This is a genomic window from Nocardioides ganghwensis (assembly GCF_014779655.1).
GTDB classification, from domain to species: domain Bacteria; phylum Actinomycetota; class Actinomycetes; order Propionibacteriales; family Nocardioidaceae; genus Nocardioides; species Nocardioides ganghwensis.
This window is the reverse complement of the sequence record NZ_JACXYX010000010.1, coordinates 22,563-45,935: the sequence shown is the minus strand read 5'-3', so window position 1 is coordinate 45,935 and position 23,373 is coordinate 22,563. Positions and strand designations below refer to the sequence as shown.

Genomic DNA, 23,373 nt, shown 5'->3' with positions numbered 1-23,373 from the left:
ACGCTCGAGCCGTGCCCACTCCCACCCAGCCGCCGGACCGCGTGCTCGACCTGTTCGCGGCCGAGGGGGTGCTGGAGCCGCTGCCGGGCGGCCAGGGCACGACCTGGCGTGCCGGCGACCTCGTCCTGTCCCCCGGGCACGACGGGTCCGGGGCGTGGCTGGCCCCGGTCCAGGCGCGGCTGGCCGTACGCCTCGACGAGGCGGCACCCCGGTCGCTCCGGCTCGCGCTGCCGGTGCCTGCGCGCGACGGCAGCCTGACCGTGGACGGCTGGGCGGCGACCCGCTTCGAGCCGGGAACGACGCCGTGCGACGACCTGCCGACGCTGCGGGCCACGGCGCACCTCCTGCACGCCCACCTCGCGGGCGTCGTCCCCGACCGTCCCGACGGGCTCGACGCCCGCACCGACCGCTGGACGGTGGCGGAGCGGCAGGCGTACGACGCCGACGCAGCCCTCGAAGCCACCGCGCACCGCCCCGAGCCGGGACTCGCCGACCTCGTGGCCGCGCTGGTCGCGGGGCTCGACGGCACCGACCTCGGCCGTGAGCAGCTGGTCCACCGCGACCTCGCCGGCAACGTCCTGCTCGACGTGACCGGCGTGCCGTTCGTCATCGACCTCTCCCCTGCGTGGCGCCCACCGCTGTGGGCGGAGGCGATCTGCGTGCTCGACGCCGTGCTCTGGCACGGCGCGCCGGCCGCGGCGCTGGAGGAGTGGCGCCACGGCGTCGAGCGGCAGGCGATGCTGTGTGCCGCGCTCTTCCGGGTGCTCTCCGACCAGCCGTGCGACGTCGAGCGGTACGCCGTGCTGGGGCTAGCCGGCTAGCGCATGCGGTCGAAGGTGACGACCCGCTCCACCGGGTCGCCGGCGACGAGCCCGACGGGCAGCCCGCCAGCCGGGGCGCGCGCCCGGGCCTGGGGGTCGTGCGCTGGGTCCCGTGGCTAGATTGAGCCCGTGACCGTCGCCCGCACGCTGACCGCCCTGCGGCGCACCCTGCTCGGGCTCGTCGGGCTCCAGCTCGGCGTGGCCGTCGCGCTCTCGCTCGTCGACTCCTACCGCCGTCGGGGCAAGAAGCCGAAGCCCTTCCCCGTCACCCGGCCCGACACCGTGCCGGTCGGCGACGGCGAGATCACGACCTACACGTTCGGGCGCGACCTCTACGACGACATGCTGGCCGCGATCGACGGCGCGAAGAAGCAGATCCTCTTCGAGACCTACATCTGGAAGGGCGACGAGATCGGGTGGAAGTTCAAGACCGCCCTGACCGCGGCCGCCGCGCGCGGCGTCGACGTGCACTGCATCTACGACGGCTTCGCCAACATGGTGGTCTCGCCCGCCTTCAAGCGCTTCTCCCCCTCCCTCAAGGTCCTGCGCTACCCCGTGTGGACGGCAGGCCTGCGCGTGTGGGACCTGCGCCGCTACGGCCGCAACCACCGCAAGATTCTCGTCGTCGACGAGGAGGTCGCCTTCCTCGGCGGCTACAACATCGGCTCGGCCTACGCCACCGAGTGGCGCGACACGCACGTACGCATCACGGGGCCGGGCGTGTGGGACATGAAGCGGGCGTTCGCCGACTTCTGGAACCTCAACCGCCACCACCGGCTCCGTCGCAACGAGCGACCGCTCCTGATCGAGACGGCGTCGGACTGGGACCCGCAGATCCGCGTGCACAAGAACGTCCCGCGGCAGTGGAACTTCCCGATCCGCAGCATGTACCTCGAGGCGATCAACCGGGCGAGCCGCAACATCTGGCTCACCACGGCCTACTTCCTGCCGGACCAGGACTTCGTCGACGCGCTGGCCGAGGCTGCACGCCGGGGCGTCGACGTACGCATCCTGCTGCCGCTGAAGTCCAACCACATCGTCGCCGACTGGATCTCGCGCGGCTACTACGGCCAGCTGCTCCGGTCCGGCGCGCGCATCCTGCGGTTCCGCGACGCGATGGTGCACGCCAAGACCGCGACCATCGACGGCAGCTGGGCGACGGTCGGCACCGCCAACATCGACCGGCTGAGCCTGCAGGGCAACTACGAGATCAACCTCGAGGTCATCGACCCGGCCTTCGCCGCGGTGATGGAGGAGGTCTTCCGCACCGACGAGTCCAACTGCCTCGAGCTCACCCTCGACGAGTGGGAGGCGCGCGACCTCAACCGGAAGTTCACCGAGACCTTCCTCGCGCCGCTGCGCCCCCTGCTCTGAGCAGCAGGATCCACGTCGACACGACGCCGATCCACCCCAGGCCCGCGACGTACGCGACGGCCTGCCACCCCGACCAGTCGAGGGCGTCGCCGTACCTCAGCAGCGCACCTGCCTCGAGGACCACGAAGGCGGCGCCCGTGAGCCCGAGCGGGCCGACGTCGTCGGTGTCGTCGATGACGTACGCGTGCCCGGCCGCCCAGCCGAGCCCGACGAGCCACGCGCCCACGGCCCGGCCGGTCAACGGCGTCAGTGGCCACGCCCAGCCTCCTGCCGCCCACTCCGGGGCCAGCAGGAGGGCGACGCCCGACACCAGCAGCACCGCTGCGAGACCGCCGAGCAGGACCCGCAGGGTGCGCGGCAGACGGCGTACGCCCTCGGCGCGCGCCGGCGTGCGGGACTGACGGACCAGGCCGAGGACCATCAGCACCGGCACGCCGGCATAGATGGCGAGCCAGCCCCACGTCACCGCACGGGCGGTGGCCGGGTGCTCGGCACCGAGGTGGAACCTGTCGAGGTGCAGCAGGGTCACCGCCAGGGTCAGCGTGGTGAAGACGAGGACTGCCCACACCGTCAGGCGGGCACGTCCCCAGCCCGCGGCGCGCGCTCCTGCCACCTCGAGGACGGCACTGGCCCAGTAGGCCGCGCCCAGGAAGACCGCGGTCATCGGCACGTCGATGGTCCACGCGAACCAGTCGGCCGTCCGCGTCGGGAAGACCGTGAGCTGGAAGCCGGCCAGGAAGACGAGCACGGCGGCGGTGACCAGCAACCGCCGCATCGCCCCGGTGACAGGGGTCATGCGGTCGGGGCCGGGTGCGCGGCGAGGTAGCCGTGGAGCAGGGCGATGACGGTGGCACCATCACCCACGGCCGTCGCCACCCGCTTGACCGAGCCCGAACGGACGTCGCCGACCGCGAAGACCCCTTCCATGCTGGTCTCCAGCAGCAGCCGACCGTCCTGACCAGTTCGGATGAAGCCCGCCTCGTCGCGCGCGATCTCCTCCGGCAGCCAGGAGGTCCGCGGCACCGAGCCGATCAGCACGAACAGCCCGCCGGCCGGCACCTCCTCGCGCGAGTGCCCGTGCGGGTCACCCAGGGTCAGCCCGGCCAGGCAGCCGTCCTCCTCGCGCCCGTCGAGCACGGCGGTGCGATACCGGATGGCGACGTTGCGGGTCGCCTCGAGCTGCGCGATGAGGTAGTCCGACATGCTCGCCGCGAGCGACGGCCCACGCACCAGCAGGGTGACCTGGTGGGCGTAGCGAGCGAGGTGGAGGGCCGCCTGCCCGGCCGAGTTGCCACCGCCCACGACGTACACCTCCGTCCCGGCCATCGACGGCGCCTCGGACACCGCGGCCCCGTAGAACACTCCGCGCCCGACCAGCCGCTCGAGGGACGGCACGTCGAGCATGCGGTAGTCGACGCCGGTGGCGATCACGACGCTGCGGGTGCGGATCACGCTGCCGTCGGACATGGAGACGGTTCGCAGGTCACCGTCGGTGCCCAGCCCCTGCACCTCGCGCAGGAAGGAGTACTCGCTCCCGAAGGCCCAGGCCTGCTGGAACGAACGCCAGGCCAGGTGAGCGCCGCTGACCCCGCGGGCGAACCCCGGGTAGTTGCGGATGAGCGACGAGGTGCCCGCCTGGCCACCGACCGCACGCTGCTCGACGACCATCGTCGAGAGCCCTTCGGATGAGGCGTACACCGCCGCGGCCAACCCACTCGGGCCGGCGCCGATCACCACGACGTCGTAGACGTGGTCGCTCGGAAGCGGACCCATCAGCCCGAAGGCGTCGGCGATCTCGAGGTCGGACGGCGCGACCAGCGTCGTGGGTGGCGTGGTGAACGCCAGCTGGAGCACCGGCAGCTCCGGGTCGGTGAGACCGAGCCCGGCCAGCAGCCGGTTGGCCGACTCGGTGCCGACCTGGTGGAAGCCGACCGGGATGTGGTTGCGGCCGAACTGGTCGCGCAGCGCGTGGGTGCGCTCGTCGCGCTGCTCGCCGATCATCCGCACCGCCTCGAACCCGATGCCCTGGGCCAGGTGCCAGTCGTCGAGCGTGTCGGTGATGGCGCCGTGGAACTCCTCGTCACGCCGTCGCTCCGGTCGGAGCAGCACGAGCTCGGCGTGGCCGTGACCGATCGCGGCGAACACGTCCTTCGTGCTGGCGAAGTCGCCCCAGATGGCGGCGACGGCCCGCTTCGCCGAGGGGTGCAGCGAGTAGGCGCGGCGCAGGAAGTCCAGTCCGTCGCGGTCGTCGGGCCCGTAGCAGGCGATCACGAGGGCCACCTGCCGTTCCCACCGGCGCAGGCCCTCGAGCACGGCGCGCGCGTGGCCGTAGTCGGCGCACACGACGACCTCGTAGTCTCCTCCGTACCTGTGCCGCAGCTCCGACTCGAGGACGTCCCGTGACGCCTCGTCCGTGGTGGCCAGCAGCAGGACGGGGTCCGTGTTGCCCATGACGATCGACGCTACTCCCGGGCCGCGTCGGGCTGCGACACCATTTCTGGGGGTCTGGACCGGCGCACCGACCTGCGCGTCAGCGCGTCGGAAGGTGGGTCGGGACGCTCATCCGCGGACCGCGGCGGGGGCGCGACCGGCCCCCGGCGACCGCCATCGTCGCCGCCCGGCCCCGGTGCGGCCGGTAGGGCTCGAGCAGCCCGGCCATCTCGTCGTCGGTGATGTCGTGCCCCACGAGGGCCCAGCCGACCCAGTTGGCGAGGTGGTAGTCGCCGAAGCTGACGGCGTCGGCGTCGCCGAGCGCCCGCTGGCGCACCTCCGCGCTGGTCCACACCCCGATCCCGCGGACCGACCGGAGGCGCCGGTCGGCCTCCTCGGCGGACACCTCGGTGATGCGCTCCAGCGACGGGGCGAGGCGGCACGCGGTGACGACGGTGCGGGACTGGGCCGGCTGGACACCGAGGCGCAGCCACTCCCACGACGGGATCGCCGCGATCGTCTCCGGAGTCGGTTGCAGCATCAGCCGCAGCGGCGCCACCGGCCCGGGCGCCGGCTCGCCGTGGCGGCGTACGAGCTCGCGGAACGAGCCGAACGCCTGCTTGCCGGTCACCTTCTGCTCGAGGATCGAGGGCACCAGCGACTCCATGACCAGGCCGGTGCGACCGATGCGCCAGTGCTGGTGGGCGCGCCAGCCCTCGGCGACCTCGGGGTGGTGGTGGGGCTCGAAGCCGGTCGGGTCGTCGTCGGCGCCGAGCAGCGCGGGCATCCGGTCGAGCGCCCACTCGGCCCCCGGTCCCCAGGCCCGGCCGACGACCTCGCCCGCCGACGGTCGCGGCTGCACGCACAGCGACGCCGGCCCCGCGGGCGTACGCATGGCGCGCCAGATGCGGCCGTCGTCGAGGTGCCGCTGCGTCGGGTCCCCCGCGCCGCGCCGCTGCGGTCGCAGGACCTGCGAGGGCGCGCACGGCCAGTCGGGCACCCAGGTGCGGGTGCGCTCGGCGGACGTGGCGGGCATGGTGCGACGGTAGACGAGGCCACCGACCACGACGACGGATAGGTTGCTGCCATGTCAGAAGGAATGGGCGGGACACCGAACAAGCGCGACCTCGAGGCCGGCATCCAGAAGGACTTCTCGAGGTCCATGTCCTACGGCGACTACCTGCGCCTCGACGTGCTCCTCTCGGCGCAGCAGCCGCTGTCGGACCCGCCCCAGCACGACGAGCTGCTCTTCATCGTCCAGCACCAGACGAGCGAGCTGTGGCTCAAGCTGATGGTCCACGAGCTGCGCTCGGCCCGCGCGCTCCTGCGCACCGACGACCTCTCCCCCGCGCTCAAGCGGATGGCCCGCATCAAGCACATCCAGCACACCCTGACCGACCAGTGGTCGGTGCTGGCGACGCTCACGCCGAGCGAGTACGCCGAGATCCGGCCGTTCCTGGCGACCAGCTCGGGCTTCCAGTCCGCGCAGTACCGCGAGGTCGAGTTCCTCCTCGGCAACAAGAACGCCGACATGGTCGACGTGTTCTCCCACGACGAGGCCGCCCGCACCCGCCTCGCCGAGCTGCTGCACGAGCCGTCGCTCTACGACGAGTTCCTCGCCCACCTCTCACGCCAGGGGTACGCCGTCCCGCAGCGGCTGCTGGAGCGCGACTGGACGCAGCCGCACACCACCGACCCCGAGCTCGTGGACCTCTTCGCGGCCGTGTACGCCGCGCCCGCCGAGCACTGGGGCGTCTACGAGACGTGCGAGGAGCTCGTCGACATCGAGGACGCCTTCCAGCAGTGGCGCTTCCGCCACCTGCAGGTCGTGCAGCGCGTCATCGGGCACAAGGTGGGCACCGGCGGGTCGTCAGGGGTGGACTTCCTGCGGCGTGCGCTCTCGCTCACGTTCTTCCCGGAGCTCTACGAGGTGCGAACGAGGATCGGGCAGTGAAGGCGCCTGCCGTGACCGTCCGCAGCCTCAGCCAGGAGGAGGCCGTCGAGCGCGCGGCCCTGCTGGCGATCACCTCGTACGACATCGAGGTCGACCTCACCGACCTGGTCGACGGGCCCGCCTTCCGGGCCGTCAGCACCGTCCGCTTCAGGGCCACCGCCGGAGCGTCGACGTTCGTCGACTGCTGCTCCGAGGTCGAGGCCGCCACGCTCAACGGCACGCCGCTGCCCGCGGCGGAGGAGGGTCGGATCGCGCTCGACGGCCTCGCCGAGGACAACGAGCTGGTGGTCGCCACCGTGCAGCGCGACACCACGCACGGGCGCGGGGTGCACCGCGCCGTCGACCCCGGCGACGACAACGTCTACGTGTGGACGAGCTTCGAGCCGGACGAGGCGCGCTACGCGTGGGCCTGCTTCGACCAGCCCGACCTCAAGGCACCCCATGCCTTCACCGTCGTCGCACCGGAGGCGTGGACCGTGGTCAGCAACTCCGGCGACCCGCTGGTCGAGGACGTCGACGGCGGGCGGCGATGGACCTTCGAGCCCACGCCGCCGCTGTCGACGTACAACCCCGTCGTGGTGGCCGGACCGTTCGTCGAGGTGCGGCAGGAGGCCGGGGGCCACGACCTCGGCCTCTACGCCCGACAGACCCTGGCCTCCGCGCTGGAGCGCGACGCCGAGCAGCTGTTCACGCTCACCGCACAGGGCCTCGAGTTCTTCGGCGAGCGCTTCGGCATGCCGTTCCCGCAGCGCACCTACGACCAGGTGTTCCTGCCCGAGTTCGGCGGGGCGATGGAGAACTACGGCTGCGTCACCTGGTCCGACAGCATCCTGCGGCGCCACGAGCCGACCACCGGTGAGTGGCAGGTGTTCGCCAACGTGCTGCTGCACGAGATGGCGCACATGTGGTTCGGCAACATCGTCACGATGCGCTGGTGGGACGACCTCTGGCTCAACGAGGCCTTCGCGGAGTTCGCCTGCATGTGGGCCGCGGAGAGAGCCACCGCCTACGGCGACACCGCGGCCAACAACCTCGTGGGCGACAAGCTCTACGCCTACCTCGCCGACCAGGGACCCAGCTCCCACCCCATCCGCCAGCCCGTGCGCACCGTGGCCGACGCGGAGTCGATCTTCGACTCGATCACCTATCCCAAGGGCGCGGCGGTGCTCAAGCAGCTCATGCACTTCGTGGGCGAGGACACCTTCTGCGTGGGCATGAGCGCCTACTTCGCCGAGCACGCATGGGGCAACACCACCCTCGACGACCTCGTCGGGTCGCTGGAGCGGGCCAGCGGACGCGACCTCCAGCCGTGGCGTGCGGCCTGGCTGGAGACCGCGGGCGTCGACCGGCTGGGCATCGAGCAGACCGACGACGGCCTCGTGCTCACCGCCGTCGGCGCCCACGGCGCCCCCCACCCGCAGGTGGTGGGCGTGGGTGCCTACCGCCGCGCCGGTGAGGCGCTCGAGGAGGTCGGCTCCGCCCGCGTGGAGGTGGTCGGCGGGCGCACCGCGGTCGAGGGCCTGCCCGACGCCGACCTCTACCTCGTCAACCACGACGACACCACGTTCGCCACCACCCGGCCCGACCCCGCCGGGCGGCAGGTGCTGGTCAGCCACCCGTCGGGCCTCCCCACGACCCTGGCCCGCGCCGTGGCGATGGCGACCGTGTGGGACATGCTGGCCGGGGGCGACGCCACGGCTGCCGAGGCCGTGGGGGCGCTCACCGACGTGCTGAGGGTCGAGACCGTGGAGACGGTCGCCGAGCCGTGCCTCGAGCTCGCCCTCACCGCGGCCCAGCAGTGGGCACCGGAGTCCGAGCGGCTCGACCTCGAGGCGCAGGTCGCAGCCGCGGCCCGCCGCCTGGTCGACGCCGGGGTGTCGCGGCAGGCGGCGTTGCGCACGCTGGTCCGCACCGCGACCGGCGAGGACGACCTCGCCGCGGTCCGTGAGCTCTCCGGGGACGACCTCGACCTGCAGTGGTACGCCCTGGACCGCCGTGCCGAGCTCGGCGAGGTGGACGCCGACGCCGTCCAGGCCCTGCAGGAGCGCGACCCGGACCCCGACGCCTGGGTCCGCGCGCTCGGCGTGCGCGCGAGCTCACCCTCTGCCGAGGCGAAGGAGGAGGCGTGGACCGCGATGGTGGAGCGGACCGTGCCCATCCAGGCCGCCCGCACCGTGGCGGCAGCCTTCTGGCGACCGGGGCAGGAGGACGTGCTGGCGCCCTACGCCGAGCGCTACCTCGAGGCGCTGCCCACCCTGCACGAGGGCGGGATGATCCCCGGTCTCGCGCTGACCGCCAGCCTCTTCCCGGTGTACGCGGTCGACGAGGCCTGGGTGGCGAGGGCTCGCGACGTGGCGGCCGCCCAGGCAGCGCCCGTGGTGGTCGGCTCGCTCACCGAGCGTTCCGAAGAGGTGCTGCGGATGGTGCGCGCCCGCTCGCTGTGAGGCCGCAGCCTCAGAGCAGGCGGCCGCAGGTGGGCCACGGGGAGCGTCCGCGCTGCTTGTAGAGCAGCTTCGCGCGGTAGGTCTGCTCGCCCGCCGACGCGGCGGTCGGCAGGCCGGAGCCGCCGACGCTGCGCCACGTGCCGAGGTCGAACTGGTAGAGCCCGTAGTAGCCGGCCGGGTTGACCGCGCGCGGGTTGCCGCCCGACTCGCAGTTGGCCAGGGCGCCCCAGTTGAGGCCGTCGGCGCCTGCCACGGCGTACGGCTTGCGTCCCACGAGCACGCGGCGCGGGCGCGGGTCGCGGAGGAGCTTCGTCCTGACGACGCGGTACTTCACGGGCTCGCCGTTGTGCAGGGTCTTGACCGCGACGACCTGGCGCACGCCGGGCCGCCCCTTGCGCACGACCTTGCGCTTGCCGGGCTCCAGCTTCGTCGTCGGGACCTCGACCAGGCCGCGGCGGACCGACGTCCGCTTGGTCTTGCGCTCCTTGACCACGTCGGTGAGGCGTACGACGTCACCCGCGCGCAGGCGCTTGCGCTTGCCGGAGACCTCTCGGCCGTCGCGGACGACGTCGACCAGGTCGTTGCCGTCCACGGGGACGCCTTGCGCCTCGAGGAGCTGGCCGGGCCACACGCGGGGCACGGTCGCCACGTCGACGGGCGGCTGGTCGGCCACCTTGACGCGTACGGCGACGGCGTCGCGGGTCTCCTCGGCGGCAGCGCTGCCGGGCAGGAGGCCCAGGGTGAGCGCGGCCACGGCGAGACCGGCTGAAAGGGAGCGGGCGGACAGGGCGGGTGTGGTGGTGGCACGCACGTGCTTCGGACCTCACGGGGTTGGGGGCGACGGGCCGCGGCGTGCGTCACCTCGCGACGGAGGCGCCTCGCTCACGGCGAGGACACAGCGCGAGGACACTGCCTGCGGCACATCCACCAGAACACGATCGCGCCCGCATGTCGAATCGGGCGCACGCATACGGTGGGGCCATGGACGTTCGTCGGGTGGTCGTCGCAGCCGAGCGCGCCTGGGACGGAGCCCGCCTCCGCCGGGCCCGCTCCAGGCTCCCCGAGCACTTCAGGATCGAGGCCTACATCGGCCACGGCGGCCCCCGCGGTGCGGTCGTCCGCGGACGCGTCCTCGACAACCCCGTGGCGAGCGAGGCCGTGGACGGCGAGGGCGTGGGAGCCGCCGTACGCCGCACCCTGCGCCACTTCCTGACCAACGACCTGCCCGGGGTCCCGCTCGAGGTCCGCGTGGGCGGGACGATCGTCGACACCGTGACGGACGCGGAGGGCTACTTCCTGGTCCGCGTCCCCACCACGCCCGAGGCCCTCGAGAGCCCGTGGACCCGCGGCACCGTCGAGCTCCGCGGGGACTACCGCGGCGTGGCCGAGCCGCACACGACTCCGGTGGAGGTGAGCGTGCCGCCGGCTGGAGCGAGGTTCGGGATCATCTCGGACGTCGACGACACGATCCTCCAGACCGGCGTCCAGCGGGTGGGCCGGATGATCCTGCAGACCCTCACCGGCTCCTCCCTCACCCGCACGCCGTTCCCGGGCGCGGTCGAGCTCTACCGGGACCTCACCGCGGGCGTGAACCCGGTCTTCTACGTCTCGTCGAGCCCGTGGAACCTGCACGCCTTCCTCGTGGGGTTCCTGCGCCACCGCGGCTTCCCGCTCGGGCCCGTGCTGCTGCGCGACCTCCTCGGCACCTGGGCGGGCCGCGAGCAGAAGCACGACCGCATCCGGGAGGTCCTCGACCTCCACCCCGACCTGCCGTTCGTCCTGCTGGGCGACTCCGGTGAGCACGACCCGGAGATCTACGCCGACATCGTGCGCGAGCACCCCGGTCGGGTCCTCGCGGTCTACATCCGGGAGGTCCGTCTCGACCCGGGCGACGGCCGCGTGGAGAAGGTGTCGGACACGTGGGGCTCGGACGTGCCGTTCGTGCTGGCGGCCGACTCGGACGCCGTACGCCGGCACGCGCGGGGCCTCGGGCTGCTGTGACGTTGGAACGGGTGCCTTCGAGCTGCCAGTACCTCGATGTCTCGCCAGCCAATGACCTCGAGGAGAACCCTGTGAAGACCGAGTACCACGCCTTCGTCGACGGGGATGTCGGACGCTGCGGCGCCATCCTTCGCCACGTGGAGCCGCGGAGGATGCGGACGCGCACCGTGTTCCGCATGGGTGAGGACGCTCCCGTGTACCTCGTGGACCATCTCGTCGATCACGACGGTGATGTCCGACGGTGGAGCCGGTTCACGTACGAGTCACCTGGCTCGGAGAGCCAGCACTCGGGGACGCGCGACACCGATGGCACCGTCCACGTGGACGGGACGCTGGCGCCGGAGCTCGCCGACGCGGTCGGCGGGTACGGCGAGCACCTGGTTGTGGCACAGATGCTCGGCGGCGACGAGGACACCGTGGCGTACGTCCAGTTCGACGAGAGCGAGCCCGGAGAGGACCCACAGACGGCGGAGCTGCACAAGCGCGGGTTCGAGGCGACGGAGCTGCTGGACGGTTCCACCGTGAACGCCGAGCGCGTCCAGCTCGTCCTGGCCGGACGCTTCAGCAACGCGCACTGGAGCGTTGACGGCGTGGTCGTGAAGTCTGACTGGTGTGGGGCCCAGTCGTTCGTGGTCGACGATCTCGACGCTCTGTGCGCAGGACTTGACTCGGAAGTGGTGGGGCGGATCACGGAGTTCGCGGCGCAACGGGTCGGGGAAGCCGGCGGCGGTTTCACGTCCTAGGTAGCGGACCGGCCCGCGTGGTGCTCGCGGTACGGCCGGTAGAGCCGCTCCAGGAAGGCTTCGAGCTCCGCTGCGAGCTCGTCGTCCAGGGACGGGAACGAGAAGGTCGCCTTGCCGGTGCGGCACTTCCGGAACCTCGCCGTGCAGCCTTGGAGTGCCTCCGGCCACGTGTCCACCGCGATCGCGTAGAGGCTGACCTTGTTGGCGCTCCGCTTCACTGCCGCGAAGTAGTCGTGGCCGCCGGACCCGGGCCACCGCAGGGAGGGCATGCCGTAGATGGTCGCCTCCTCCAGCTCGTCCCGGTAGGGCTCGAGGAGCCGCCAGATCCGCGATTCGACAGCGTCGAGGTCCGCCATCGGACAAGTGTAGGAGTCCTTGTCGCAGCACGTCACGCACTTGACAACTGTACTCGTAATCGGTCATAATCGAACACCTGTTCGCACTGGCGGAGGTCCAGGAAGGGGTGGCGACCAGTATGACTGTCAGCACCGACTCCCCTGCTGCCGCGCCCGACTGGTCCGCGGATGAGCTGCACGCCTTGGCGGACATGCTCGCCGAGGTCGGCACCAGCGAGGGGCCCGTGGCGATGCTCGACCAGGTCGAGGCGCTCGAGCGGATCAAGTCCGCCGCGGCCGCGGCGCAGGTGCGGGCGACCGCTGCGTTCGCCGACGCGGCAGAGGCCGCAGCGGACACTCCCACCGACGGCAGGCGGCGGCCCCGTCGCGCGTTGTCGATCGGCGCGGAGGTGGCGCTGGCCGCTCGCACCAGCCCCTACCAGGGCGAGCAGCGGGTCCTGCTCTCCCGTCGGCTCCGGGACCACCTGCCCGGCGTGCACGCCGCCTTGGGCCGTGGTGAGATCCGAGAGGACCAGGCGTTCGCCGTCTCCCGCGCGGTCGCCCACCTCGACCCCGCTCAGCGAGCCGCCGTCGACGCCGACCTGGCCGGCACTCCCGACAGGCTCGCCGGTCTCGGTGACGAGAAGCTCCGCCAGGCCGTGCGGCGCTCCTGCCTCACCATCGCCGCGGACGCCGAGACCCGTCGCTACCGCCGCGCCCGGGCCGACCGGCACGTGACCACCCGCCAGCTCGACGACGGCACCGGCCGCATCACTGCGATCGTGGCCGCCGAGGACCTCGCTGCCGTGCGTGCGGTCCTGGACGAGGAGGCTGCTGCGGCGAGAGCCGCCGGCGACGAGCGCACCGGCGGGCAGGTCCGCGCCGACGTGCTCGTGCACCGGCTGACCGGCCACGACCCCGTCGAGCCGATGCCTGTCCGGGTCAACCTGGTCGTGTCGGTCGAGTCCTTGATCGGCGCAGGCAGCGAGCCGGCGCAGGTTCCGGGCATCGGCTGGCTGCCCGCCGCCCTGTGCACCGACCTGGTCCGGGCAGCCTCGGCTGCCGCGAAGGCCACCCTGCGGCGTCTCTTCGTACGCCCCGCCGACCGCTCGCTGGTCGCGATGGAGTCGACCAGCCGCGCCTTCCCGGCCGGCCTGGGCGAGCTCCTCGACCTCCGCGACGGCGGTCTGTGCCGCACGCCCGGCTGCAACGCCGCCATCCGCCACCACGACCACGTGGTCCGCGAGAGTGACGGTGGATCCACCAGCGCCCACAACGGGCAAGGGCTCTGCGAGCGCTGCAACTACGTCAAGGAGAGTCCGGGCTGGACCTCCTGGGTGGCGACACCCGACACCGGCCCGCACGAGGTCCACGGCGTGTCCGAGCACCTTCGCATTCTCCGGTCGACCGCGCCACCCCTCCCCGGCTGCGGCGCCACCGACCACTCACCCGCCGAGCTCCGCCTGGCCCGGGCACTCACCCTCGCCGCCTGAGCGCTGACGAGGGCGCCTACCCCGGCCGCTCGATCGTCGTCTCCACGCCCGTCACCGACGGCCGCCGCGGCGTGCTGGAGAACCCGAACCGGCACGGCGGGTCGACAGGCGCGAGCGCGCCCAGGTCCCTCCCCCGCCACCGACCGGAGAGCGCCGTCACGGCGTGCACCGAGGTCGCGCCGTACCACTCCCGCCGGTCGTTGCCGGCCGTCCTGTTGGTCCGTACGCCACGCATCACGACCCGGGCGACGGGGTCGACGACGGCGCACCAGGCCGGGGACGTCGCGACCCGCGCCGGCACCAGGCCGAGCGCGGCGCCCAGCGGCGTACGGCCTCCGACGACCAGCCGCAGCGACAGAGACGGGGTGGAGACCGCCCACCCGTCAGCGGTGTCCTCGACCGCGACCGGCTCGATGACGTGCTCGTCGAAGGCGTAGGTCGCCGCGACGAAGTCCCGCACGCGCTCGTCCGGTGCGAGCAGCACCCGGTGGCCGGCGGCGTCCTCGACCATCACGTCCGCGAAGGAGCCCCACGGCGAGGCGTCCCACCGGCCGACGACGACCCGCACCCCGCTGGTGCTGCCGACACCGGCGATGCGGCCGGTGAAGCGTTCGCGGACGCGGGTCACGGCGCCACGAGGCCGTCGGGATCGCGGCCGTCCGCGACCAGCCCGGCGGCGACGCCGGCGCGGTCCTCGTCGGACCGGTTCTGGCTGAGCTTGGCCTTGGCCTCGACCGACCCGACGACGACCTCGACGCCGACGATCGGGCGGAGGTTCTTCTCGACGTAGTCGGCCGGTGCGTCGGTGACCGCCCACGGGTCGTCGCGCGGCTGCTCGTGGTGCTCGGTGAGACGGGTGACGAGCCCGCGGACCCACTCGGCGTCGTCGTGGACGGTGACGGCACCACGGAGGTGGACGACCGTGTAGTTCCACGTCGGGACGACCCTGCCGTGCTCGGCCTTGGTGGCGTACCAGGACGGCGAGACGTAGGTGTCCGGACCGGTCACGATCGCCAGCGCCGGAGAGCCCCCGACGATCCGGCGCCAGTGGGCGTTGGCGCGGGCGAGGTGCCCGACGAGCCGGTCGCCCTCCCACAGCACCGGCAGGAAGGTCGCGTCCGGTGTGCCGTCCTCGCCCACGGTGACGAGCTGCGCGGTGCCGACCGCGGCGACGAACGGACGTACGTCGTCGGGGTCCATCACGTTGAGGCGCGGGACGTAGAGCTGCGGGTCTGGCATGGGCCCATCCTGCCCGTTCGGGCGCGGCGGCTGTCGGTGGCGGGCGGCAGGATGGACCCATGCTGCTCGCCGAGCTCGTCGCGACCTCCGCCGAGGTGTCCGCCACCAGGTCCCGCAAGGCCAAGGTCGTCCTGCTCGCCGAGCTGCTGGGCCGGGTCGAGCCCGATGAGCTCGAGGTCGTGGTGTCCTACCTCGGAGGCGCGCTGCGCCAGCGGCGTACGGGCCTGGGCTGGCGCGGCGTCAGCGACCTGCCGCCGCCGGCCGACGAGCCGTCGCTGGACGTGCTCGAGGTCCATGAGGCGTTCGAGGCCATGTCGCGGCTCTCCGGCCCGGGGTCGCAGACCGCGCGCCGGGAGGCCGTGGTCGACCTGTTCGCGCGGGCCACCCCCGCCGAGCAGAAGTGGCTCCAGGCCGTCGTCACCGGCAACCTGCGCCAGGGCGCGCTCGACGCGGTCACGCAGGAGGCCGTGGCGGTGGTGGCCGAGGTGCCGCTCGCCGCCGTACGCCGCGCCGCGATGCTCGCCGGGTCGACCGTCGCGGCTGCCGGGGCCGCGTTCGAGGGCGAGGCGGCGCTCGCCGCGATCACCCTCGAGGTCGGCCGGCCGGTCATGCCGATGCTCGCCTCCAGCGCGCCCGACGTCGCGGCCGCGATGGCCGGCCTCTCCCCCGACGGGACGACCGAGGTCGCCATCGACGCCAAGCTCGACGGCATCCGCATCCAGGTCCACCGCGAGGGCGACGACGTGCTCGTCGTGACCCGCTCCCTCGACGACATCACCGGCCGGTTGCCCGAGGTGGTCGAGGTCGCGCGCTCGCTCCCCGCCGAGCGGTTCGTCCTCGACGGCGAGGCACTCGCGCTGACCGACGACGGGCGACCGATGGCCTTCCAGGACACCGCCAGCCGCACGGCCCAGGAGAGCGCCCAGGACAGGCAGAGCGACGTCACTCCCCACTTCTTCGACCTGCTCCACGTCGACGGCCGCGACCTGCTCGACTCCCCCGGCCACGAGCGGCTCGCCGCGCTCGACGCCCTGGTGCCCGAGCAGCACCGCGTACGCCGCCTCGTCACCGCCGACCCGGCCTCGGCCGACGCGTTCGCGACCGAGACGGTCGCCGCCGGTCACGAGGGCGTCGTGCTCAAGGACCTGTCCGCTCCCTACGCCGCCGGCCGCCGCGGGTCCGCGTGGGTCAAGGTCAAGCCGGTCCACACCCTCGACCTCGTCGTCCTCGCGGTCGAGTGGGGCTCGGGCCGGCGCGAGGGCTGGCTCTCCAACATCCACCTCGGCGCCCGCGACGAGACGTCACCGAGCGGCTTCGTCATGCTCGGCAAGACCTTCAAGGGCATGACCGACGAGATGCTCACCTGGCAGACCGAGCGGTTCCTCGGCCTCGAGACGCACCGCGAGGGGCACGTCGTCCACGTCCGACCCGAGCAGGTGGTCGAGATCGCCTTCGACGGCCTCCAGCGCTCGACGCGCTACCCGGGCGGACTCGCGCTCCGGTTCGCGCGGGTCCTGCGCTACCGCGACGACAAGGCGCCCCACGAGGCCGACACGATCGAGATGGTGCGCTCCCACGTGGCCGGCTGAGCCCAGTCAGGCCCGCGGCTTCGCGAGCCGGCACCCGGGCGTGTCCAGGTCGAACGCGCGACCACCGTCGAGGCAGCCCAGCAGCCACGACGTCTGCTGCCCGTAGTTCATGTGCGGCACCATCCGCACCCGCCCGCGCCGGTCCTCCTCGCACGCGGAGTCGATGCAGCGGCGACCGCCGACGTAGCCGGTGTTGGCGATGCCGACGACGAGGCCCGTCGAGCGGGACACGATCGGCGAGCCGGAGTAGCCGCCGCGGATCGCGCACCCGTCCCGCGCCGGGAGCCGGATCGAGCGCCACCAGTCCCACGCCCGCTCGTGGAGCCGGTAGGCCGTGCCGCGGGTGGCGCAGACCCGCTGCTCGGTCCAGTAGGCCGACGGGATCCGGATCCGGTCGCCGCGAGACGGCCCCGCCTCGGCCAGCGTGAGCGGCGCGACGCCTGCGCCCGCCAGCTCGGCGTACGTCTCGCGGAGCGTGAGCACCGCGAGGTCGGTGCGGAACATCGCTGCGTAGTCCAGCCGCACGGCGCGCGCGGCCCTCGCCACCTCGCCGCGTCCGTCGAGCAGCTCGACGCGCGTCCACCTCTCCTGGTCGACGAGGACCTCCCGGGCGCCCAGGAACGGGAACCGCACGCAGTGGCCGTTGGTGATCACGACGCCGCGGTCGGTGTCGAGGGCGGCCGGCCAGCGCACCAGCGCGCCCGAGCAGCCGGGCAGCCGCGCCGTACCTGCGAACCGTCCCGTGTCGGCACTGGTCGACGTGGGGGCCGCCGACGTGGGGAGCGGCGACAGGACCGTACCGAGCACCAGCAGGGCGAGCGCGACCGACGATGCGGCCCGACGGGCTCGGAGAAGCGGCATGTCGGCATGGAACCACACGCTGTGCCACGTCAGGCCGAGCCACCACAGACCGGGCACCGCCGCCGCCCTCCCTAGACTGGCCGCCATGAGCACCGACCCCACGGCCAGCGCGGCCCCCGGACGCGGCGGCTCCGCGGCCGCCCGCCGCCGGGCGCGCGAGGCGGAGATCATCTCGGCGACCCGGCAGCTCTTCGACGAGCGCGGCGTCCGCGACGCTCAGATCGAGGACATCGCAAAGTCCGTCGGGATCAACCGCGCCATCATCTACCGCCACTTCACCGGCAAGGAGGAGCTCTTCAGCCTCACGCTGGTGCAGTACCTCGACGAGCTGCGCGTGGCGCTCCAGGACGCCGCGGCGACGACCGACGACCCGCGCGAGCAGCTCGTACGCCTGGTGGACGCCTTCGTCGACTACGGCCTGGCCCACCCGGCGTTCGTCGACTGCGCGCAGTCGATCATGCGACGCCCCGGCGGTGACCTGCTCGAGGAGGTCAGCGAGTCCGCGATGTACCGGCTCGGCCAGGCGATCAGCGGCTGCCTGTCGGTGCTCACCCGCACCATCACCTCGGGTGCGCGCAGCGGTGACTTCCACGTGGAGGACCCCGAGCTGCTCGCCAACATGCTCTACGCCAGCGGTCTCGGCACCCTCCAGCTCGGCCGGGTGGCGATGCTGGTCGCCGAGGAGGAGCCGGGCGTCCCCCGGATCAGCCGCATCACGGCCGCGCAGGTCCGCGACCACATGGTCGCCACCGCGCTGGCCCTGGCGGCCGGTGCCCCCGCAGGTGCGGCGCCCGGACGCTGAGCCGCGTCGCTCAGCGCGACAGGTGCTTGGCCCGGGCGAAGCAGAAGACCCCGTAGCAGGCGATGCCGAGGCCGATCGCGATCAGCAGCACCTGGCCGAACGGCTGCTCGAGCACGGTCTGCAGCGCTTGGTCCAGGCCCCCGGACTTCTTCGGGTCGTGCGTGATCGCGGCGTAGCCGAACAGGCCGCCCACCAGGGCGATCGAGATGCCCTTGGCGATGTAGCCGGCCTTGCCGAGCTTGACGTACGCCGAGCCGTCCGTGCCGGACTGCCCCTGTGCGTCGAGGTGCTCGCGGAACTTCTCGGTCCATCCGCGATAGACGAGGGAGCCGCCGTAGGCGATGATCGCGATCCCCACCGCACCCACGATCAGCTGGCCGCCGGGGAGCTGCATGAGCTTCGCCGTGGTCGAGCCGGTGCCGCCCCCCTTGCCTCCTCCGGAACCGGTCGCGGTCTGCACCGCGCTCCACCCGATCGCGCCGTAGATGACGGCCTTGCCGAGCGAGGTGGCGCGCTTGCGCCACCGCTTCGTCTCGTCGGACTCGTCGCGGTAGCCGAAGGCGAACTCCAACAGCCGCCACACCACCAGCAGGAACATGCCGACTGCGACCAGCCACACGAGCACCCCGCCGAGCGGCTGCTCGGCCAGGTACTGCATCGCCCCACTGTTGGAGGCGGAGTCCGCCTTCTCACCTAGGGCCAGCTGGATGGCCAGCCAGGCGATCAGCAGGTGCACCACGCCGTACGCCACCAGCCCTGCCCGGATCGCGTGGTCGAGCCAGTCGCTCTCGTGGGCCTGCTCGGCGGTGTCGGAGGCGTTCATGGGCTCAACCTAGGACCTGACGACCGAAGCCGCGAGCCCTCCGACCCCTGAGGGTGAGCCCGGCGCCGGCGTGCCCTAGACCAGGGTGGCGCGGTCGCGCTGGATCGAGCCCAGGAGTCCGTTGACGAAGGCGGGCGAGTCGTCGGTGGAGAGGTCCTGCACCAGCTGCAGGGCCTCGCTCACGGCGACCGTCTCCGGCACGTCGTCGTCGCCCCAGAGGAGCTCGTAGACGCCGATGCGGAGCACGTTGCGGTCGACGGCCGGCATCCGGCTGAGGGTCCACCCCTTGCTGTAGGTGGTGAGCACCTCGTCGATGCGCTCACGGTGCTCGACCACGCCCCGCACCAGCGTGCTGGTGTAGTCGTTGGTCGGCCCCTCGCCGGCCTCGATGGCGCGGTCGAGCGCCACCACCGGGTCCTCCGAGCGGAGCTCGGAGGCGAACAGGATGTCCAGCGCGCGCTTGCGGGCCTTGGAACGGGCTGCCACGTCTGCGTCAGGCCTTGACGCGGCCGAGGTAGGACGAGTCGCGGGTGTCGACCTTGACCTTCTCGCCGGTGGTGATGAACAGCGGCACCGCGATCGTGTGACCGGTCTCCAGCGTGGCCGGCTTGGTACCACCGGTCGAGCGGTCGCCCTGCAGCCCCGGCTCGGTCTCGGCGATCAGCAGCTCGACCGAGGCGGGGAGCTCGATGAACAGGACGCGGCCGTCGTTGGTGGCGACGATCGCCTCCTGGTTCTCCAGCATGAAGTTCTTGGCGTCGCCGACGACCTCGGGCGAGACCTCGAGCTGCTCGTAGGTGCTGGTGTCCATGAAGACGTAGGACGAGCCGTCGTTGTAGAGGTACTGCATGGTCCGCTTGTCGACGTTGGCCGTCTCGACCTTGGTGCCGGCGTTGAAGGTCTTGTCGACGTTCTTGCCCGACTCGACGTTGCGGAGCTTGGTGCGCACGAAGGCCGGGCCCTTGCCGGGCTTGACGTGCTGGAACTCGACGACGGCCCAGAGCTGACCCTCGATCCTGAGGACCATGCCGTTCTTGAGGTCGTTGGTGCTTGCCATGTGCTCGATCTCCGCCTTCGTCGCGTGTCCAGGTGTCAAGGTGCAGGTGCCGCGGCCACAGGGGCCGGCGCCGACGCGCCAGTCTAGTCGCGGGCCGCGAGAGCCATGAAATGCCGGGCCTGCCCCTCGGTGGTGCCGCGCGGGTTGCGCCGCCACCCGCCGTTGCCCGGCAGGAGCATCACCAGCCAGAACGCGGCCCACAGCGGGCGGTAGGCCTCCAGGCGCTCCCGGGCCTCGGCGTCCAGGCCGACCGCGTCCGCCAGGGCCCGCACGTCGTACACGCCGGGCAGGCGGCTGCCGATGTGCTCGACGCGGTCGGCGAGCTCGTACGCCGGGTCGCTGAGGCCACGAAGGCCCGCGCCACGTCCACTGCCTCGCCGACCAGCACCGGGTCCAGGCACTCCCCCAGGTCGTGGTCACCGGCGAGCCACTCCCGCATCACCTGCGCGTGCTCGGCGGCGCCGTGGCGTCGCGGGCCGACGCCTGCCTCCCGGACCAGCTCGACCGGTACGCCGTACAGCCGGCGCAGCGACGCGCCGAGGGCCTCCGTCTGCACGGTCGTCAGCGGGCGTGGACCGAGCGGATCGCCGGGGATCCGCTCCATCACGATCACCGGCGTCTCCCCGTCCTCGCGGCGCAGCGGCCGCGGGGCGAGGCCGGGCGCGTGCGCGGTCGCCCCGATGGTCAGGCCGTGGGTCGAGGTCTGCACCGGTTCACCGTAGCCGCGCTAGCGTCGCTCCCATGCGAGTCACCATCTTCGGCGGACACGGCAAGATCGCTCTCCTCCTGGCTCCGATGCTGGTCGAGGCGGGTCACGAGGTCACCTCGGTCATCCGCAACCCCGACCACGTCGCGGACGTCGAGGCGACGGGGGCGACCGCCCTCGTCTCGTCGGTGGAGGACGCGGACACGGCGGCGCTCTCCGACCTGCTCTCCGGACAGGATGCGGTGGTGTGGTCGGCCGGCGCGGGCGGCGGTGACCCCGAGCGGACGTACGGCGTGGACCGCGACGCGGCGATCCGGTCGATGGAGGCCGCAAAGGCTGCCGGGGTCGGCCGCTACGTGATGGTGTCGTTCTCCGGCTCGACGCCCGACGCGCTCGTGCCCGAGGACGACCCGTTCCGGCCCTACCAGGACGCCAAGATCGCCGCCGACGAGCACCTGCGCTCCTCCGGCCTCGACTGGACGGTCCTCGCCCCCGGCTCCCTGACGACCGAGCCGGCCACCGGGTCGGTCAACCCGGGCGCCGGCTTCCAGGACGGCGACACGACCTCGCGCGAGCTCGTCGCGCAGGTCGCCCTCGCGGTGCTGGGCGACACCCGCGCCCACCGGAAGACCCTGGTCTTCGGCGACGGAGACGTCCCGATCGAGGACTGGCTGGCCTCGCTCTAGGGGACGAGCGCCCGCACCCGGTCGGCGGCCACCCGCAGCTCCCGCCGGTCGGTGACGGCGAGCCGCGCCGCCGAGGCGAGCCGGCCCAGGTCGCCCCCCGCGACCCGCCACACGTCCTCGACGACCTCCGCGGGCGGCGTGATGTCACCGCGGGTGTCGTGCCAAGCGAGCTCGAGCAGCTCCAGCAGGTCGAGCGCCGCCGCAGCCTGTCCCCCGAACTCGAGGGCAGCGCGCCCCCGTGCGGCCTCGCGGCGCTCGCGCCTGCCGGTGCCGACGACGGACGGAGGCACGCGTCCCCCGCTGCCTGCCCCGGCCGCACCGTCGCGGACGATCACCGGACCGACCGCCTCGGGCGTACGGTGCCGAGCCGGTGGAGCACCGCGTCGCGTCGCGCAGCCCGCACCTCTCCCAGCTTGACCTGGCAGTCCCAGCACCGGTCGGTCGGCACGCAGCACATGGCATCGCGGACCTCGGCCTCGAGCTGGTCGGCGTGCGCGCTCCTGCTGACGACGCTCCTCATGGTTCCCTCCCCCGGCGACACGACCTCGTGACCGCCTCCCCCGAGTGTGGCTCGGCGGTCCGACAGCCGGCATCGGCATTACTACGCATGTCTGGACCAGTCAGGGCCCCGTGGCCGGATCGGGCGGGAGGGGCGCGAACCGTGCCGGTCGATCCCGGCCAGGCGCGACCATGACGACTCAGCAGCCGCCGACGTCGCCGCCGCCGCACCCCGCGTCGGTGCCGCGTCCGAGTGGTCCGACAACAGGGCGGCGGTTGTCGGGGTCGGATGCGGACGACCACGACTCGGTGGAGCCCACGACCCCACCGACGATGACGACCAGCATCACGCCTACCAGCACGACGAGTCCGACGTCCTCGCGATGGCCCATCCGCAGTGCCACCGCCACCCCGGCGACCAGCGCGAGTGCCGAGATGCCACCGAGCAGCGCCCACGACCTGGGCCCGCGACGCCCGGCGACACGGTGCGGACTACGGCCAGGTCCCATCACCCGAGTGTGCCAGACGTGCTCCCCCGACGATCCGGCCCTGCCACGGCGGCACTCCCCGCGCGTCGGGGTCGGGGACGCGACGCCTCAGAGGTCGACCTCGCCCACGATCCGCGTCACCGCGTCCCCCGACACCCACACCTGTCCGTCGGCCGCCTCGAGGCGTACGCGCCCCTCCCGGCCGATCACGCTCCCCTGCCGGGACGTGTACGCCGACGGGAGCGCACCGGTGCCGATGAGCCACTGGGCGAGCCCGGCGTTGGCCGAGCCGGTGACCGGGTCCTCGCCGAAGTCGCGGCCGTCGGCGTAGAACGCGCGCACCTCGACGTCGGCGCCCAGGTCCGCTGCGGAAGCGGGGTCCCATCGACCGAGGATCGTCACCTTGAGGTCCGTGAAGGCGCCGACGTCGGGCTCGACGGCCACGACGGAGGCGGCCGAGCCGAGGTCCACGCCGACCCACCCGGGACCGTTGTCGATCCAGGCCATGTCCTCGACCGCGTCGTCGGTGACCCCGAGCGCACGGACGACGCGGGCACGCAGGTCGGCCTCGACCGGGCCCGAGCGACGCAGCGGCGGCGCGGCGAACCCGAGCCGGGGCGAGCGGCGTACGTCGACGAGGCCCGCGCCGCACTCCTGAACGATGGTGTCCCCGTGCGGCACTCCCCCTGCCTCCAGCCACGCGTGCGCGCTGCCGATCGTCGGGTGCCCGGCGAAGGGCAGCTCGCCGCCGGTCGTCCAGATCCGGACGCGGTAGTCCGCGGCCGGGTCGGTCGGCGCGCAGAGGAACGTGGTCTCCGACAGGTTGGTCCACCGCGCGAACTCCGCCATCTGCGCGTCGGTGACGCCGTCGGCGTCGTGCACGACCGCGAGCGGGTTGCCGAGCCACGGCTCGGCACTGAAGACGTCGACCTGGCGGAAGGGAAGCACGCGCCGATCCAACCAGACGAGCGATCAGGCGTGGGCTGCGCCGTCATGACCTCTCACGTCATGGTCTCCCGGCGCCCGCAC

26 protein-coding genes are annotated in these 23,373 nt (G+C 72.9%); 10 read left to right on the top strand and 16 right to left on the bottom strand.

The window, feature by feature from the left end; translation table 11 throughout:
- Positions 1-11 precede the first annotated feature (11 nt).
- Positions 12-821 carry an aminoglycoside phosphotransferase/kinase family protein gene (locus IEZ24_RS13305; protein ID WP_207206762.1) on the top strand — a complete coding sequence of 270 codons (810 nt, stop codon included), beginning with the start codon at positions 12-14 and terminating at the stop codon, positions 819-821.
- A gap of 129 nt (positions 822-950) precedes the next feature.
- Positions 951-2,195, top strand: a complete 1,245-nt coding sequence (locus IEZ24_RS13300) for a phospholipase D-like domain-containing protein (protein ID WP_318151924.1) — start codon at positions 951-953, stop codon at positions 2,193-2,195.
- On the opposite strand, the gene IEZ24_RS13295 is transcribed toward IEZ24_RS13300, so the two are convergent.
- From IEZ24_RS13295 to IEZ24_RS13285, 3 genes are all read right to left on the bottom strand, one after another.
- Positions 2,155-2,991 carry a hypothetical protein gene (locus tag IEZ24_RS13295; protein ID WP_191192860.1) on the bottom strand — a complete coding sequence of 279 codons (837 nt, stop codon included), beginning with the start codon at positions 2,989-2,991 and terminating at the stop codon, positions 2,155-2,157. The two genes, IEZ24_RS13300 and IEZ24_RS13295, sit on opposite strands and share 41 nt — an antisense overlap.
- Positions 2,988-4,646 carry an FAD-dependent oxidoreductase gene (locus tag IEZ24_RS13290; protein ID WP_129454498.1) on the bottom strand — a complete coding sequence of 553 codons (1,659 nt, stop codon included), beginning with the start codon at positions 4,644-4,646 and terminating at the stop codon, positions 2,988-2,990. Before IEZ24_RS13290 ends, IEZ24_RS13295 begins: the two co-directional genes overlap by 4 nt.
- A gap of 79 nt (positions 4,647-4,725) precedes the next feature.
- Positions 4,726-5,661 carry a DNA-3-methyladenine glycosylase family protein gene (locus IEZ24_RS13285; protein WP_129454500.1) on the bottom strand — a complete coding sequence of 312 codons (936 nt, stop codon included), beginning with the start codon at positions 5,659-5,661 and terminating at the stop codon, positions 4,726-4,728.
- A gap of 51 nt (positions 5,662-5,712) precedes the next feature.
- On the opposite strand from IEZ24_RS13285, the gene kynA reads away from it, so the two are divergent.
- Both kynA and pepN read left to right on the top strand, forming a co-directional pair.
- On the top strand, positions 5,713-6,579 hold the full coding sequence (gene kynA / locus IEZ24_RS13280; RefSeq protein WP_224745303.1) for a tryptophan 2,3-dioxygenase: 867 nt from the start codon (positions 5,713-5,715) through the stop codon (positions 6,577-6,579).
- 11 nt (positions 6,580-6,590) lie between these two features.
- On the top strand, positions 6,591-9,023 hold the full coding sequence (pepN, locus tag IEZ24_RS13275; RefSeq protein WP_129454502.1) for an aminopeptidase N: 2,433 nt from the start codon (positions 6,591-6,593) through the stop codon (positions 9,021-9,023).
- A 10-nt stretch (positions 9,024-9,033) separates the two neighbouring features.
- Here pepN and IEZ24_RS13270 read toward each other — a convergent pair whose 3' ends face one another.
- On the bottom strand, positions 9,034-9,834 hold the full coding sequence (locus IEZ24_RS13270) for a resuscitation-promoting factor (protein ID WP_242498428.1): 801 nt from the start codon (positions 9,832-9,834) through the stop codon (positions 9,034-9,036).
- A 170-nt stretch (positions 9,835-10,004) separates the two neighbouring features.
- Between IEZ24_RS13270 and IEZ24_RS13265 the strand changes: the two genes are divergently transcribed.
- Both IEZ24_RS13265 and IEZ24_RS13260 read left to right on the top strand, forming a co-directional pair.
- Positions 10,005-11,024 (top strand): App1 family protein, encoded by a 1,020-nt coding sequence (locus IEZ24_RS13265; protein ID WP_165356044.1) that lies wholly within the window; start codon positions 10,005-10,007, stop codon positions 11,022-11,024.
- Positions 11,025-11,095: 71 nt separating this feature from the next.
- Positions 11,096-11,767 (top strand): hypothetical protein, encoded by a 672-nt coding sequence (locus IEZ24_RS13260; protein ID WP_129454506.1) that lies wholly within the window; start codon positions 11,096-11,098, stop codon positions 11,765-11,767.
- Here IEZ24_RS13260 and IEZ24_RS13255 read toward each other — a convergent pair.
- On the bottom strand, positions 11,764-12,123 hold the full coding sequence (locus IEZ24_RS13255; RefSeq protein ID WP_129454507.1) for a hypothetical protein: 360 nt from the start codon (positions 12,121-12,123) through the stop codon (positions 11,764-11,766). The genes IEZ24_RS13260 and IEZ24_RS13255 overlap by 4 nt on opposite strands.
- Positions 12,124-12,242: 119 nt before the next feature.
- On the opposite strand from IEZ24_RS13255, the gene IEZ24_RS13250 reads away from it, so the two are divergent.
- The gene (locus tag IEZ24_RS13250) at positions 12,243-13,595 is read left to right on the top strand and encodes an HNH endonuclease (protein WP_129454509.1); all 1,353 of its coding nucleotides are present in this window, start codon (positions 12,243-12,245) and stop codon (positions 13,593-13,595) included.
- A 16-nt stretch (positions 13,596-13,611) separates the two neighbouring features.
- Here IEZ24_RS13250 and IEZ24_RS13245 read toward each other — a convergent pair whose 3' ends face one another.
- Both IEZ24_RS13245 and IEZ24_RS13240 read right to left on the bottom strand, forming a co-directional pair.
- Entirely contained in the window at positions 13,612-14,223 is a 612-nt protein-coding gene (locus IEZ24_RS13245; protein WP_129454511.1) for a hypothetical protein, read from the bottom strand.
- Entirely contained in the window at positions 14,220-14,834 is a 615-nt protein-coding gene (locus IEZ24_RS13240) for an FMN-binding negative transcriptional regulator (protein WP_129454513.1), read from the bottom strand. Before IEZ24_RS13240 ends, IEZ24_RS13245 begins: the two co-directional genes overlap by 4 nt.
- A gap of 59 nt (positions 14,835-14,893) precedes the next feature.
- Here IEZ24_RS13240 and IEZ24_RS13235 point away from each other — a divergent pair, with 59 nt between their 5' ends.
- Positions 14,894-16,423 (top strand): ATP-dependent DNA ligase, encoded by a 1,530-nt coding sequence (locus IEZ24_RS13235; protein WP_129454515.1) that lies wholly within the window; start codon positions 14,894-14,896, stop codon positions 16,421-16,423.
- Positions 16,424-16,429: 6 nt separating this feature from the next.
- Here IEZ24_RS13235 and IEZ24_RS13230 read toward each other — a convergent pair whose 3' ends face one another.
- Positions 16,430-17,284, bottom strand: coding sequence for a S1 family peptidase (locus IEZ24_RS13230; RefSeq protein WP_165356045.1), 855 nt, complete (start codon positions 17,282-17,284; stop codon positions 16,430-16,432).
- Positions 17,285-17,369: 85 nt separating this feature from the next.
- On the opposite strand from IEZ24_RS13230, the gene IEZ24_RS13225 reads away from it, so the two are divergent.
- On the top strand, positions 17,370-18,086 hold the full coding sequence (locus IEZ24_RS13225) for a TetR/AcrR family transcriptional regulator (protein WP_129454518.1): 717 nt from the start codon (positions 17,370-17,372) through the stop codon (positions 18,084-18,086).
- A 10-nt stretch (positions 18,087-18,096) separates the two neighbouring features.
- Here IEZ24_RS13225 and IEZ24_RS13220 read toward each other — a convergent pair whose 3' ends face one another.
- The 4 genes from IEZ24_RS13220 to IEZ24_RS13205 all read right to left on the bottom strand — a co-directional run bounded on the left by IEZ24_RS13220 (position 18,097) and on the right by IEZ24_RS13205 (position 20,367).
- Positions 18,097-18,909, bottom strand: a complete 813-nt coding sequence (locus tag IEZ24_RS13220; RefSeq protein WP_129454520.1) for a DUF1206 domain-containing protein — start codon at positions 18,907-18,909, stop codon at positions 18,097-18,099.
- Positions 18,910-18,984: 75 nt separating this feature from the next.
- Positions 18,985-19,395, bottom strand: a complete 411-nt coding sequence (gene nusB, locus IEZ24_RS13215) for a transcription antitermination factor NusB (RefSeq protein WP_129454522.1) — start codon at positions 19,393-19,395, stop codon at positions 18,985-18,987.
- Between the two features lie 7 nt (positions 19,396-19,402).
- Positions 19,403-19,966 (bottom strand): elongation factor P, encoded by a 564-nt coding sequence (gene efp, locus IEZ24_RS13210; RefSeq protein WP_129454524.1) that lies wholly within the window; start codon positions 19,964-19,966, stop codon positions 19,403-19,405.
- 83 nt (positions 19,967-20,049) lie between these two features.
- Positions 20,050-20,367 (bottom strand): hypothetical protein, encoded by a 318-nt coding sequence (locus tag IEZ24_RS13205; RefSeq protein WP_165356046.1) that lies wholly within the window; start codon positions 20,365-20,367, stop codon positions 20,050-20,052.
- A 340-nt stretch (positions 20,368-20,707) separates the two neighbouring features.
- Between IEZ24_RS13205 and IEZ24_RS13200 the strand changes: the two genes are divergently transcribed.
- Positions 20,708-21,358, top strand: a complete 651-nt coding sequence (locus IEZ24_RS13200) for an SDR family oxidoreductase (protein WP_129454527.1) — start codon at positions 20,708-20,710, stop codon at positions 21,356-21,358.
- Here the strand turns inward: IEZ24_RS13200 and IEZ24_RS13195 are convergent.
- The 4 genes from IEZ24_RS13195 to IEZ24_RS13180 all read right to left on the bottom strand — a co-directional run bounded on the left by IEZ24_RS13195 (position 21,355) and on the right by IEZ24_RS13180 (position 23,292).
- Complete coding sequence (locus IEZ24_RS13195; protein WP_129454529.1) at positions 21,355-21,648, bottom strand: hypothetical protein; 294 nt, start codon at positions 21,646-21,648, stop codon at positions 21,355-21,357. The genes IEZ24_RS13200 and IEZ24_RS13195 overlap by 4 nt on opposite strands.
- A gap of 41 nt (positions 21,649-21,689) precedes the next feature.
- Positions 21,690-21,878 (bottom strand): hypothetical protein, encoded by a 189-nt coding sequence (locus IEZ24_RS13190; RefSeq protein ID WP_129454530.1) that lies wholly within the window; start codon positions 21,876-21,878, stop codon positions 21,690-21,692.
- 178 nt (positions 21,879-22,056) lie between these two features.
- Positions 22,057-22,365: a hypothetical protein gene (locus IEZ24_RS13185; protein ID WP_129454531.1), complete on the bottom strand. Its 309-nt coding sequence runs from the start codon at positions 22,363-22,365 to the stop codon at positions 22,057-22,059.
- An 87-nt stretch (positions 22,366-22,452) separates the two neighbouring features.
- The gene (locus tag IEZ24_RS13180; RefSeq protein WP_129454533.1) at positions 22,453-23,292 is read right to left on the bottom strand and encodes a PhzF family phenazine biosynthesis protein; all 840 of its coding nucleotides are present in this window, start codon (positions 23,290-23,292) and stop codon (positions 22,453-22,455) included.
- Positions 23,293-23,373: the final 81 nt, after the last annotated feature.